The sequence below is a fragment of the Roseospirillum parvum genome, assembly GCF_900100455.1.
GTDB lineage: Bacteria > Pseudomonadota > Alphaproteobacteria > Rhodospirillales > Rhodospirillaceae > Roseospirillum > Roseospirillum parvum.
The window spans coordinates 13871-27074 of sequence record NZ_FNCV01000005.1; the positions used below are offsets into that span (position 1 = coordinate 13871).

Annotated in this window: 9 protein-coding genes; 5 read left to right on the top strand and 4 right to left on the bottom strand. The window is 69.9% G+C overall.

The annotated features are described in order from the left end of the window. Positions 1–32 precede the first annotated feature (32 nt). Positions 33–6716, bottom strand: a complete 6684-nt coding sequence (locus BLR95_RS08555) for an RICIN domain-containing protein (protein WP_092618424.1) — start codon at positions 6714–6716, stop codon at positions 33–35. Positions 6717–7044: 328 nt separating this feature from the next. Here BLR95_RS08555 and BLR95_RS08560 point away from each other — a divergent pair, with 328 nt between their 5' ends. Together BLR95_RS08560 and BLR95_RS08565 are read left to right on the top strand one after the other, a co-directional pair. Next, complete coding sequence (locus tag BLR95_RS08560; RefSeq protein WP_092618427.1) at positions 7045–7872, top strand: CBS domain-containing protein; 828 nt, start codon at positions 7045–7047, stop codon at positions 7870–7872. After that, positions 7869–9275 carry a class II fumarate hydratase gene (locus tag BLR95_RS08565; RefSeq protein ID WP_092618430.1) on the top strand — a complete coding sequence of 469 codons (1407 nt, stop codon included), beginning with the start codon at positions 7869–7871 and terminating at the stop codon, positions 9273–9275. The genes BLR95_RS08560 and BLR95_RS08565 overlap by 4 nt, the downstream gene beginning before the upstream one ends. A gap of 23 nt (positions 9276–9298) precedes the next feature. On the opposite strand, the gene BLR95_RS08570 is transcribed toward BLR95_RS08565, so the two are convergent. Further along, positions 9299–9781, bottom strand: coding sequence for a phosphate-starvation-inducible protein PsiE (locus BLR95_RS08570; protein WP_218119518.1), 483 nt, complete (start codon positions 9779–9781; stop codon positions 9299–9301). 661 nt (positions 9782–10442) lie between these two features. Between BLR95_RS08570 and BLR95_RS08580 the strand changes: the two genes are divergently transcribed. From BLR95_RS08580 to BLR95_RS08590, 3 genes are all read left to right on the top strand, one after another. Next, positions 10443–11093: a sigma-70 family RNA polymerase sigma factor gene (locus BLR95_RS08580; protein ID WP_092618439.1), complete on the top strand. Its 651-nt coding sequence runs from the start codon at positions 10443–10445 to the stop codon at positions 11091–11093. A 76-nt stretch (positions 11094–11169) separates the two neighbouring features. Continuing rightward, positions 11170–11835, top strand: a complete 666-nt coding sequence (locus BLR95_RS08585) for a hypothetical protein (protein ID WP_092618442.1) — start codon at positions 11170–11172, stop codon at positions 11833–11835. Between the two features lie 72 nt (positions 11836–11907). Next, positions 11908–12333, top strand: a complete 426-nt coding sequence (locus BLR95_RS08590) for a sodium:calcium antiporter (protein WP_342719840.1) — start codon at positions 11908–11910, stop codon at positions 12331–12333. 9 nt (positions 12334–12342) lie between these two features. Here the strand turns inward: BLR95_RS08590 and BLR95_RS08595 are convergent, their stop codons facing one another. Both BLR95_RS08595 and nrdD read right to left on the bottom strand, forming a co-directional pair. After that, positions 12343–13017, bottom strand: coding sequence for an anaerobic ribonucleoside-triphosphate reductase activating protein (locus BLR95_RS08595; RefSeq protein ID WP_092618448.1), 675 nt, complete (start codon positions 13015–13017; stop codon positions 12343–12345). Beyond that, the gene (nrdD, locus tag BLR95_RS16225) at positions 13010–13198 is read right to left on the bottom strand and encodes an anaerobic ribonucleoside-triphosphate reductase (RefSeq protein WP_092618451.1); all 189 of its coding nucleotides are present in this window, start codon (positions 13196–13198) and stop codon (positions 13010–13012) included. Before nrdD ends, BLR95_RS08595 begins: the two co-directional genes overlap by 8 nt. Between the last annotated feature and the right edge of the window lie 6 nt (positions 13199–13204).

Genomic DNA, 13204 nt, shown 5'->3' on the forward strand with positions numbered 1-13204 from the left:
AGTCCTCGTCACCATCGGCGTCACCATTATCGTCAGCCGGCGAATTTCAGGGTCTGTTCGGGACGTTGCTGGCACGGCGTGGCGACCGCCGGGTGGGCCTTGTCGGGGTCCCGCGCCGGGGCCGAGCCGATGTCCATGCAGCGCCCGGAGTCGGCATTCTTCAGCAGGAACACCTCTTCGCTGGGGCCGCGCAGGCGCCAGAACATGTCCATGCCATTGTCGCACGGGAACAGCCCCAACGGGTCGCTGGTCTGGGGGCCCGGCACCACGCACCAGCCGCTGGCCGCGTGGACCAGCTTGAGATCGCCGTTGACCGCCTCGACATAGTTGAAGCGGGTGCGCTCGGAGGGGGTGCAGTCATCCACCTGAAGATGGTTGTCGTCGATCCGGGTCATGGCCAGCAACTGGTCGCGGCTGGTGGTGGCGTGGCCCTTGCGGGTGCGCGAGAAGTAGTCGGCGAAATCGGGATCGGCCGACAGGCACTGGCCGTTGGCCGCCTGGATCATCTTCTCGGCCTTGTGGAAGGTGGGCTTCTCGGCGTCGGCGATCACCCTCAGGCCCTGGCTGTCCGAGCCGAAGCACGAGGTCCAGATGCTGTAGCCGGCGTGTTCGTTGGCGTTCAGGGTGTCGAAGTGCAGGCACTTCTGCGAGGCCCGGTTGACCGCCTTGGAAAAGATGCCGTCCTGGGAGATGAACTTCCACTTCTCGTGGTCGCCATCGCCGCACTGGGCCAGGGTCAGCGGGCTGCCGCTGGGGGCGTCCTGGTCGCTGGCCATCAGGCACAGGCCGTTGCTGACCAGATGGACGTAGCCGGTCTTGTCCTGGTCGCGCAGCAGCGGCACGGCGTCCCAGCGTTCGGTGGAGACGTCCTGACAGTTCTCCTGATAGACGTCGCTGCCGTTGCTGGCCACGCCCAGGCACAACAGGCTGTGGCCGACCGCCAGATAGCGCCCCTTGAAGACCTGGCTGGGCGGCATGAAGTCGCTCATCTTGTAGGTCTTGAGGATCTGGTTGGCCTCGTCGGTCAGCTCCTGGTAGTCGTCCTCGTAGACCCCGGCCTGCTTTTCCAGGGTGGCGAAGACCGGCTTCAGGCGGCTTTCCTCCTGGCTCAGTTCGTAATCGATGTTGGCGATGCGCTTTTGCAGATTGTCGCGCGTCGTGCCGATCAGCTCGTAGATGTGGGCCTTGATCCAGGTGGTGAAGGCATCGACCAGCTTGGCGCCGTCGACCACCGCCGGGCCGAGCTTGTCCTCCAGTTGCTTCTCCAGGGCGCTCACCGCGTGCTCGGCCGCCATGATCGGCAGGATGGCGAAGGACAGGGTGTTGAACTCGGGATCGGTCGGCTTGAAGGCGAAGTACTCGCGGTAGTCCTTGCCCTTGATGGAGAAGTCCAGCTCCATGACCAGGGGGTGGCCGGCCGCAAGGTCGTTCAGGCTGCCGGCGACCAGGGCGGCGTTCAGGGTGAACAGGTCGTCGGTGACGTCGGCCAGCCCGGCCAGGATGGACACCCCATCCTCCACCACGTCCTTGATGCGCAGCGCCGCCGCGGCCCGCGAGGCGGCCAGGGCAAAGGCGGTGGTTCGCTTCTTGAGCTTGATCTCGGCGCTGTGCACGGCTGCTTCCAGGTCCTTGAGATCGGCCAGGGCCTGTTTGGCGTCCTTCAGGAGTTGCTGGCTTTCATGCCAGGCGTCCTTGCGCAACTCGCGGATCGGCCACCACTTGGCCTCGCAGTAGTATTTCTTCCAGCCGTGGCAGCCGTGGTACTTGCTGTTGGCGTCGTCGTATTCGCGTTTGTAGTGGGCGGCGGTGGCGGCCAGCCGGTCGACCACCTTCTGGCTGATCTTTTCCACCGTCTGGCGGGCCTTGACCAGATCGGCGTGCGCCTCATCCTTCAGCTTTTCCAGGCTGGACACGGCCTTCTGAAGGTCCGAGTAGCTGCCGGCGGCGGTCTTGGCGATCTGCTCGATGCCCTGGCTGATTTCGTGCTCGAGGAAGGTCTGCAGGCTCTTGTTGGCCTGGTAGTCGCCGGCCAGGATGAAGTCGTCGCGCTCCCGGTCGTAGATCAGGTCGAGGTCGACTTCGCCCAGCGGTCCCAGCTTGGTGCTCGCCTCCAGCACCAGCTCGCCGTTCTTCAGCGACAGGGTGACCGCTTCCGACTCCGCCCCCTGGAAGATCGAGGCCGAGGCGCTGACCTTGAGCGGCGCCAGCGACACCGTGACCCCGGAGAACTTGATGCCGCCCAGGGTGAAATCGCCCACCGAATGCCCGGTCAGGGCGGCCCGGGTGGCGGCCAGGTCGGCCTGGCTGGGGCGCGGGTAGTCGAAGCCGGGCTTGTCGTCGGACAGGCCCATCTCGTAGTGGATGATCTGGCGCAACTGGCGATACAGCGCCCGCTGGGTGGTGGCATCCAGGCCGTCGTGGCCGGTCTCGGCCGTGGGCATGGCCGGCGGGGCGCCGTTGGCGGTGGGGGCGGGGGCGTACTCGCCGGGGGCCGGGGCGGGCGGGTTCTCGCCCAGATAGTTGATCGCCTCGTAGATCCAGCGCATCGGAATGTAGGGCTGGAAGGAAATCTTCTTGCCGAACAGTTGGACGTTGCCGCCCACGCTCACCCCATCGGGGATGCCGAGGTTGGTGTCCGAGGCCCCCGGCGAGGCGAACGACAGGAACAGATCGCCGGTCATCAGCCATTCGCCGGCCTTGCCCACCTCCTTCATGAACTTCTCGAGGTCGGCCACCGGGGCCTTGGCCATGTCCTTGAGGGTGATGGTCTTGCCGGTGTGGATGTCGTGGTGGACGGTGTAGCTTTCCGACAGGGCCACCTCGACGACCAGCATGGGGATGATCAGCACCTGACCGACCCCGGGGATCAGATAGACCCCGACCGCGCCCCCTCCGGCGACCACGTAGCCCAACACCTCGTAGGTGTGGGCGTTGAGGTTGCTGGTCGCCGCCTTGACCCCGAGGCCGGCGGGAATGGGGATGTTGCCGGCCAGGGTCATGGGCAGCTTGGCGGCCAGCGAGACGTCCGAGCCCCAGATGCCGGTGGTGCCGCCCAGCCCGAAGGCGAACTCGGGCGGGGTGCCGGCCGTGATGTCGCCGGTGATGACCACTTCCTTCAGCTCGAAGTGCTTGATCCCGAAGGCGTCCTTCCAGGTGTCGTCCATCTTGCCGGTGACGCTCAGGCCCACTTCGTCCTCGGCCAGCTGGATCCCGAAGGTGCCGGAGAAGTCGAAGGTCTTTTCGTCGTCACCCTTGCCATAGGTGGCCGTGAAGCCGGCGATCAGGCCCACCTCCATGGTTTCGTCCACGGTTTGCAGCAGCACCCCGAAGCGGGCCGCCTCGCCGGCCCCGGCGGGTTTCTTGGGGGTCAGGAAGCTGGGCAGCTTGAGGGCCTGAAGGTCGCTCAGCGAGAAGCTCTCGGCGACCAGGAATTCCAGGGTCAGCCCCAGCGGGTTGTCATCGAACAGGCCGTCGATGTCGCCGTTGATGATCGCGTCGCCCGACAGGCCAAGCTTGAGGGCCCCGGTGCGCGAATCCCCGCTGGTCAAAAGGGTGCCCACGTCGCCCATCAGGGCGGCGTCGAAGTCCGACAGCAGGGTCACGTTGCCCACGTCCACGGGCACCTTGGAGGGGCCGAAAATGCCGGTGAAGAGGTCCTTGGCCACCCCGTCCTGAAGCTTGTCCGGCTCGATGGTCTTGATTTCCCGGCTGGCCAGGACCAGGGCGCCGTTGGCCGTGGCCATGCCCTTCAGGTGGCCGGTCATGTTGTCGATGGCAGCCTTGTCCTTGCCCTTGAGGCCGGCCACCTCGGCCAGCTTCGAGAGCCGGAACGGCTTGGCCTTGCTGGCGATGTCGATCGCCGCCACCAGCACGTTGTTCTCGCCCGAGGCCTTGGCGACGGCCTTGGTCTCGGGGTCCATCTCGAACAGGTAGAAGGCGGCCTTGGCGTCGAGCAGCGAGCTTCTGGTCTCGGCCACCGCCTCAATGCCGTGCGGGTAGAGCTTCAGGGTATCGAGGATGAAATCGTCGCCGCCGGCCAGCTTGGGGTCGATGTCCTTGAGGTCCACCGGGCCCTGGATGACGATGTGGTCGAGGTGGGGCAGGTCGTCCTTCAGGGTCAGGCTGGCCTCGACCATCAGGTCGGACTTGCCGGGCAGGTCGACCTGGCTGAAGAAGCCCATGCCGGCCGATTTCTTCTTCTTGTCGGGGTCGGGGTCGTCGTCGGCCTGGGAGGCCTCGTCCTCGGCGGCCAGACTGATGAAGAAGCCGCTTTTCTCGAAGCGCATCCCGTCCAGCGAAAAGAACGACGGGCCGCTCCCGGCCATCGGGTTCTTGCCCTCGCCCTCGATGGTGCCGAGCAGGGTCAGGGCGCCGGCCCCCGCGCCGGCATTCAGGTCGACCAGGGTCTGAAGGCCGATGTCGTGGTCCTTGCCGCCGCCGAAGGCCTTGAGGTGCAGGGTCGCGCCGCCGCGCAGGGAGACATCGAGGTCGCCCTTGGGGCGGTAGCGGTCGGCGGTGTCCTTGGGCAGATCGTCCCAGAAGGGGTCGCTGTCGGCATTGCCGGCGATGACCAGATGCCCGGGCTTGAAGGTCAGCGCTTTCTTGAGCCCCGACACCTGGACCGCCGGCAACTGGATGTTGATGTCGAGCGCCGAGAGCAGGGCCTTGGCGACCTCCGGCCCGACCGCCTTGGCACCCTCTTTCATGAAGCTGAACAGGTGCTTCATGGCCCCGGGAAAGTGGCCGGCGACGGGCAGCACGGCGTCCTTCAGGTCGAGGCTTTTCAGGGCGCCGCCAAACTCGCCGGTGAGGCTTTTGGGGTCGATGGCGGCGAGCAGGTTCAAACCCTGCTTGAGCTTGCTGGTGCGCACCGCCTCGGGCAACTCGGTGGGCAGTTCCTGGGCCATGTCGTCGGGCAGGGCGCCGCCGTCGGCCTGGCTGGCGTAGACGAACACCGCCGGCGACAGTCCCACTTCCTTGAGCACCGAGGCGGCGGCTCCGGGCACGAAATTGGCCAGATCGAGCGTTCCGAAGTCGATCCCGATGATCCGCCCGCTGGCATCGGTGTTGGCGAACAGGCTGACCGTGTGCCCGGCGACGGTGGCGTCGGCCTTCATCGCCGTGCGGCTGACCGTCATGCTCTCAAAGCCGCTGTCGCCCAGGCCGGGGATGCCGGCGACGTCGTGGAACAGGTGGCCCAGGGTGAGGTCCTGGCCGGTCAGGGTGAAGGTGCGCCCGCCCTGGTCGGCCTGATGCTGGGTGGACAGGGTGGCGGCCGGGGCGTCCTTGTCCTGGCCCAGCACCAGGGCGGTGCGGATGGTCCCGGTGGACTCGTCGAACTCAAGGCCGCTCAGGGCCATGTCCTTGACCACCGGCACCTGGGCCAGCTCGGGCAGCAGCTTGGCCACCTCGATGCGGCCGGTGGTCTCGGGTTTCAGGGAGAAGGCCAACTGATCGGCGGCTTGACTGACCTTCTCGAGGTCCACCGAGAGGGTGGCGTCCTCCCCTTCCAGGCTGAGATCGACGCTCAAGGTGTCGCCAACCAGCGACAGCCCGGTGAAGGCGAAGACATGGATGCCCGGCACGTCCTCGAGGCGGGGCAGCACGTCGGCCAGATCGATGGCCGAGCCCTGGGGCACCGTCTCGACATCGAACTCAAGGCCGGCCTGTTCGCGGAAGGTCAGGGTGAGCGGCTTGTTGGCCGTCTCGCCCACGGTGGCCGAGAGCACCAGTTTGCGCTCCCGGGGGGTGAGCGCCAGCTTGTCGAACTTGAAGGCGTGCACCCCGGGCACCTTGCCCAGCGAGGGCAGGGCGCTGGTGATCTCGACCGGGCTCCTGGGGGTGAGGGTGAAGGTGGGGTCCGTGAGGCCTTTTTCGGGATCGCCGGTCAGCGCGAAATCGGCCGGGCCGCCCTTGACGTACACCGTGCCCGTGATGGTACCGGCGCCGCGATCGAGGACCACGCTGCCCAGGGCCACGTCGTTGATGATGGGCCGGCCCTTGAGGGCATCGAGCAACTGGCCCAGGGTGGCGTCCTTGTTGGGGGCGGCGAGGGTGACGACGGCCCCGGACACCCCCTTGGCGAGGTCGAAATCAAGGTCGAGCGCGGCCCGGTTCAGGGTGCCCTCCACCGACAGGCTTTTCGCCTTGGGGGCCAGGGTGAGCTTGGTGAAGCGGGCCTCGTCGACGCCGGGGATGCCCTTCAACTGGGGCACCACGTCGCCGAGGGCGGCGCCCCGCGTGCTGCCCGGCGGCGGGGCCACGGTGACGGTCAGGCTGGCCGGGGCCAGGGTGATCCGGAAGGGGGCGCCGGACAGCTCGATGTCGGCCCCCACGGTCAGCTTGTCCTCGTCGAAGACCAGCCCCTTGACCCCCAGCGCCTGGTCGCCGGGGAAGTCCTTCAGGCTGGGCACGATGTCGGAAAGGTGGATCGCCCGCCCGGGGATGTGCACCGAGAACCGGTGCGCCTGCCCCCGGGTCTGGATGAAGACCAGGGGCTGGCCGTCGACCCTGGCGGTGACCGTCACCCGCTCGTCGCCGCGCTTGACGCTGATCACCTGGGCCGAGCCGACCAGCTCGAAAGACTTGGCCGCCGAGAGCACCTCGCCCAGGGTGCGCGGATCGTCGGCGCCCGCCTCCCGGGCCAGGCTCAGCGCCGCCAACAGCACGGGCAGAACGCTGAGGGCGGAGACGAGAAGCAGGCGAACGGGGAACATGGCACAGGTCCTGTCAGGCGGCGGCCGGGCCGGCTGGGGGCGTGGGGGGCGTCAGGTGGCGGCCCGCCAGGGGCGCCCCATGAAGGTCGGAGGGTAACGCCAAGACCCCAGGAAAACCAAGGGAAAGCGGCCTTCCTGGCTGATCATCCCGTCGCCCGGCTAGGCCGCGCCCCGCCTCGCGGTGGCCTCGGCCATCCCACCCCGGGGGGTGTCCGGGCGCGGGTCGGGAACCTTTGCCGCCGCTGGCCGTTGATCCGGAAGAGCCCAGGCCGGCAGGGGGCGATCCTCCCGGGCCGGTCGGGCGCGTTCCCCGGACAGGAGCCCGATCATGCCAGATCCGTCCGCCGCCACCACCGATACCCCGGCCATGCGCTACCGGCTGGGCGACTGCACGCCTCAGGAATTGCTGGACCACGCCGACCTCAGCGAGCGCGACAAGCTGGCCGTGCTGCAGCAGTGGGAGCTTGATGCGGTCGAACTGCTGGTCGCCGAGGAAGAGAACATGGGCGGCGGCCCGTCGCCGCCGCTGGCCGAGATCCGTCACGCCATGCGTGACCTGCGGGCCCGGCGCGGTCCGGCGGCCTCCGGCGCCGTGGCGGATGCCGAAGGCGCCACCGTCGGCGCGGTAATGAGCCGGGCCGTCAAGACGGTCCATGCCGACAACCGGATCGCCGATGTGGCCCGCCAGATGGCGGCCGACAACCTGGGCCTGTTCGTGGTCCTGGATGGCGACGCGGTGGCCGGCGTGGTGACCGACCGCGACATCGCCGTGCGCGCGGTGGGGCAGGGCCTGGAGGTCACCGCCCGCCCGGTGGCCGACATCATGACCAACCGGGTGGTCGCCTGCCACCACGCCCACCCCCTGGAGCGGGCAGCGGACCTGATGGCCCGGGAAGGGTTGCGCCGGCTGTGCGTGGTCGACGACGCCGACACCCTGGTCGGCCTGGTCTCGTTGAGCGACCTCGCCCTGGGTCAGGGCGGCGACGCCACCATCGGCCGCGTCCTGCGCGCCATCACCCGTTCGCCGACCTCCGGCCCGACGGAGGCCGGCCGCCCGACCAGCCGTCATACCGAGACCAGCCCGCCCGGCGGCCTGCATGTCTACAGCCTCAGGCCGGTGGTGCCTTCCCGGTCGCCCTCCGGCGACGCCCCATGAGCCAGCCCCGGATGCGTCCGGAGCGCGACAGCCTGGGCGACGTCGAAGTGCCGGCCGACCGCTATTGGGGCGCCCAGACCCAGCGCGCCCTGGGCAACTTCCCGATCGGCACCGAGCGCATGCCGCTGCCGCTGATCCACGCCCTGGGGGTGCAGAAGCTGGCGGCGGCGCGGGCCAATCTGGCCCTTGGCAACCTCGACCGGGAACTTGGCGAAGCCATCTCGGTGGCCGCCCGCGAGGTCGCCGAGGGGCGGCTGGACGACCACTTCCCACTGCCCGTCTGGCAGAGCGGCAGCGGCACCCAGACCAACATGAACGCCAACGAGGTGATCGCCAACCGGGCCAATGAATGGCTCGGCCAGCCACTGGGGCGGCGCGCACCGGTTCACCCCAACGACCACGTCAACCGTTCGCAGTCGTCCAACGACACCCTCCCCACGGTGATGCACCTGGCCACCCTGAGCGAGTTGCGCCACCGCCTGCACCCGGCCCTGGACGGTCTGCGCCAGAGGCTGGCCGAGCAGGCCGAGGCCCTGGCCGGGCAGGTCAAGGCCGGGCGCACCCACCTGCAGGACGCCGTGCCGGTGACCCTGGGCCAGGAGTTCGGCGGCCACGCCGCCCAGGTGGCGGCGGCAGCCAGCCGTCTGGGCCGGCTGGAGGCCGACCTTCTGCCGCTCGCCCAGGGGGGCACGGCGGTGGGCAGCGGCCTCAACTGTCCGCCCGGCTTCGTGCCCCGCTTCCTGGCCGAGGTCCGCGCCCTGAGCGGGTTCGAGGTGAGCCGGGCGCCCAATCACTTCGCCGCCAACGCGGCGCACGATGTGTTCGTCGATCTGTCGGGCGCCCTGGGCGGGCTGGCCGCCGCCCTGACCAAGATCGCCGGCGACATCCGCTTCCTGGCCTGCGGCCCGCGCTGCGGCATCGGCGAGTTGGCCTTGCCGGCCAACGAACCCGGCTCGTCGATCATGCCGGGCAAGGTCAACCCGACCCAGGTCGAGGCGCTGTTGATGGTCTGCGCCCAGGTGGCCGGCAACCACGGCGCGGTGATGGCCGGGGCGGCCGGCGGGCAACTGGAGCTGAACGCCTGCAAGCCGGTGATCCTCCACAACGTGCTCGGGTCGATCCGCCTGTTGGCCGACGCGGCGGCCAGCTTCGCCGAGCGCTGCGTGGCCGGGCTGGAACCCATCGAGAGCCGGCTCAGGGAGCTGTCGGAAGGCTCGCTGATGCTGGTCACCGCGCTGGCCCCGGCGCTGGGCTACGACCGCGCCGCCGAGGCGGCCCAGCGGGCGGCGCGTGACGGCACCACCCTGCGCCGGGCGGTGCTCGACCTCGGGCTGCTGGAGGGCGCCGAGTACGACCGTCTGGTCGACCCCCGGGCCCTGGCGGCCGGTGGGGGCGCCGACTGAATGTCTCCCCCTCGTGCCCGGACTCAGCGCCTGGATGAAACCTCGGTCGGTGGTTCGTTGTCCGGTGTGTCCTGCCGCGCCGGGGTTGCCGGGGCCCCGTCGGCGGAGCCGTCGCCGAGCGGTCGCTCGCCGAAACTCCGGTCGACCAGCCCGCGCAGCACCGGCGAGCGCATCAGCACCAGGGCGAGGGCCAGGATGAAAATGGCCGAGGCCTCGAACAGGATCGACCGGGGGTCCATCTCCTTGCCCTGCAGGACGATCAGCCGCGACAACGCGGTCATGGCGATGACGATGGGATAGAGGAAGGCGGCCCGGTCCTGGGCATAGTAGACGGTGACCATGCTCAGCACCTCGGCGTAGAGGAACAGCAGCAGGATGTCGGCCAGGGTGACGGTGCGGCTGATCACCACGTCGCGCACCTCCAGGCCGACGGCGGCCAGGGTCATCAGCATCACCAGCCCCAGCAGGACCCGTTCCGAAAAGCGCATCAGGTTGGTTGGCGTCATCCGCTGTCTCCCCCAGTGATTTGTCCCGTGATTTGTCCCGTGGTCCGTCCGGTGACCGGTGCCGGCCGAGGCCCCTCGTGCGGCCCACGCCATGACCGAGAAACGCCCGACACGGCCAGGGGTTCCGGCCGGCGGGGATGGCCCGGCCGGGGGGCGGCGTGGAACGGTGGGGCTTTACAGCGCCGTCTCCGGCTCCGACATCAGGGGAGCGATGCGCCGTGCAACGCATCCCGTGCTCCGAACGTTGGCCCTTGAGGGACGGGGCCGCGCCCGCCAGGGGCGCCAACCGGCCGCCACCAACCCGGCGGGCCCCGCTCCGACAGGCAACCCGTCGGCAGACACCCCGACCAACGGGCGGAGCGAGGAGATGGCACGACCGGCAAAGAACCAGGATTCCCGCCGCCTCGGCGAGGCCCCGGAGCGGGCCGCCAAGGGTCGATCCGGCCCCCCCACCAGCGAGGCGGCAAAGGCGCATCGGGACCCGGTGTCCACGGGTCTGCGGCGGATCTACGGCGAGGTGCTCGCCGAGCCGCTGCCCGAGCCGTTGCATGCCCTGGCCCGCCGGCTGGCGGGCAAGCGGCGCGACGGCGAGCCCTGAAGGGGCCGCCAGCGGCGGCGTCCTTCGGCTCGATCACCCCAGACGGGACACAGGAGGCGCCGCATGCCGTCCTTCGACCAGCAACTGATCGACGCCCTGCCGCATCTGCGGGCCTTTGCCCGCTCGTTGACGCCGGATCGGGCGTTGGCCGACGATCTGGCCCAGGAGGCGGCCACCCGGGCCCTGGCCAACCGGCGGAGCTACCGGCCGGGGAGCAACTTCCGGGCCTGGGTGTTCACCATCCTGCGCAACGCCTTCTACTCCGAGCACCGCCGCAAGTGGCGGACCAGCGAGCAGACCGACGAGGCGGCCATGCTGGCCCACGGCGAGCCGGGCCGACAACAGGCCCACTTGGAGTTGGACGACTTCAGACGCACCTTCGGTTGTCTGCCGGCGGAACAGCGCGAGGCGCTGGTGCTGGTCGGTGCCTGTGGCTTCGGGATCGAGCAGGCGGCCGAGGTGGCCGGCTGTGCGCCGGGCACCGTGAAAAGCCGGGTTTCGCGCGGCCGGCGGGAGCTGAAGGCCCGGCTCGACGGCGACGCGGTGGTCGCGCCCTCGCGCGTTGCCGCCTCGGCGCCGGGCCGCGGCGGGCGCCGCCGGAGCGAGGACGGGAGCGAGGACGTCGGCCACCTCATCGACCACCTCATCAGCGACGTAATCGGCCATGCCGGCGGGCGTTCCCCGGAGCGGCAACCGGGGTTGGCCGCCGAGTGACCGTCATCCGCCGGCCCCCGCTCGATGCGCTCTCCCCGGGCCCGATGCGGCCCCACCCGGCCCCCCTGGTCGCGCCATGATCGATGGTCTGTCCCTGTGGTTGGTGTGCGCCCTGTTCGCCGCCGCCGGTTTCGCCATCGCCGGCTTCGGGGTGCGCCTGACCGCCCTGGCCGACCGGCTGGCCGACCGCACCGGACTGGGCGAGGCGGTGGTCGGCGGTCTGCTTCTGGGCCTTGCCACCTCGCTGGCCGGGGTGGTGGTTTCGGTGACGGCGGGCCTGGACGGTCGCGCCTCGCTGGCCTTTTCCAACGCCGTCGGCGGGATCGCCGCGCAGACCGCCTTCCTGGTCCTGGCCGACCTGGTGTTCCGCCCGGCCAACATGGAACACGCCGCCGCCGAGCTGGCCAACGTGGTGCAGGCCGGCCTGCTCGCCCTGCTGCTGGCCGTGGCCCTGCTCGCCGTGACCGGTCCCGAGGTGACGCTGTTCGGCCTGCATCCGGTCTCGCCGGCGCTGCTGGTCATCTGCCTGCTGGGCACGCGGGCCACGGCACGGGTCCGCCGGGCGCCCATGTGGCACCCCGAGCCGACCCGGGAGACCCGCCCCGACCGACCCGACGAAACGGCCGATCTGGCCGGCACCACCGGCGGCCTGTGGCGGCGCTTCGCCGCCCTGGAGCAGATCGCGCCCAATCTGAATCGCCAAGCGATTCAGATTGGGCGCGATCTGCTCTCGATTCAATGATTTAGAGCACGGTCTCGCGTTTATCCGGGGTCACTTTGTGACCCCGGATAAACGCGACGTGCTCTAGCCCTGATCCTGGCCGGGGCCGGCTGGGTGGTCGCCAAGACCGGCGGCCGGCTGTCGGACAGCCTGGAGGTGTCGCAGACCGCCATCGGCGCCCTGTTGACGGCGGTCACCACCTCGCTGCCCGAACTGGTGACCACGCTGGCGGCGCTGCGCCGGGGCGCCCTGCAACTGGCCATGGGCGGCATCATCGGCGGCAACACCTTCGACGTTCTGTTCCTGAGCGCCGCCGACGCGGCCTATCGCGATGGCTCGCTGTACCATGCCGTGGCCATGGCCGACCTGTTCTGGCTGGTCATCGGCCTGGCCATGACCACCGTTCTGCTGCTCGGTCTGGTGGTCCGCGAGCGCCAGGGCATCGCCGGCATCGGCTTCGAGAGTGTCGGCGTGCTGGCCCTCTACGCCCTCGGCCTGACAGTGCAGGTGCTGCGCTGAGGGGTGGGATCAGGCCCGCGTCTCGACGCTCTCGAAGGCGGCGGCGCGGTCTGCCGACAGGGCCGGGAAGGGTGCCGTGACAGGAGCCTCGGCGGTCGGGCGGGCCGGTTGCAGGACCAGACGCCGCACCCCCAGCGCCAGCAGCTCGGCGGCCAACTGGTCGAGGGCGGCATCGTCCAGCAGGTCGGGGTGCAGGGTGGTCCGCACCTCGAACGCCACCCTGCTGTCGATCAGCCGGCGCAGGCTGTCGCGGGCCTTGTCGCCGCTGCCGGCGACGCCGGTCACCTCGCCGTAGCGGGCGAACGGGGCCTTGACGTCAAAGCCCACCCAGTCGAGGTCGGGCAACAGGGCGGCCAGCCGGTCGGGCCACGGGCCGCCGCTGTGCAGGCCGACCTCGAAGCCCATGGCGCGCACCGCGCGCACGGCCTCGGGCAGGGCCGGGTGCAGGGTCGGCTCGCCGCCCGAGAAGACCACCCCGTCGAGCAGCCCGCGCCGCCGTTCCAGGAAGGCCCGCACCTCGGCCCAGGCCCATTCGGCCTCGCCCTGGACGGGGATCAGATGGGCGTTGTGGCAGTAGGGACAGGCCCAGGGGCAGCCCTGGCAGAAGACGGTGGCGACCAGCCGGCCCGGCCAGTCGATGCCGGAAAACCGGGCCAGGCCGCCGATCCGCGGCCCGTCAGCCAAGATCGCAGGTCGCTTCGTCGAAATAGCGGCGCTCGGCGAACTCGCCCTTCTTGCCGCGATTGAACGACGAGACCGGGCGGTGATAGCCCATCACCCGGGTCCAGATCTCGCACGGGGTGCGCTCTTCGTCGCTCAGCACGATGTCGTCCTGGCGGGCTTCGGGGGGGGCGATGTGGTTCATGGGTTG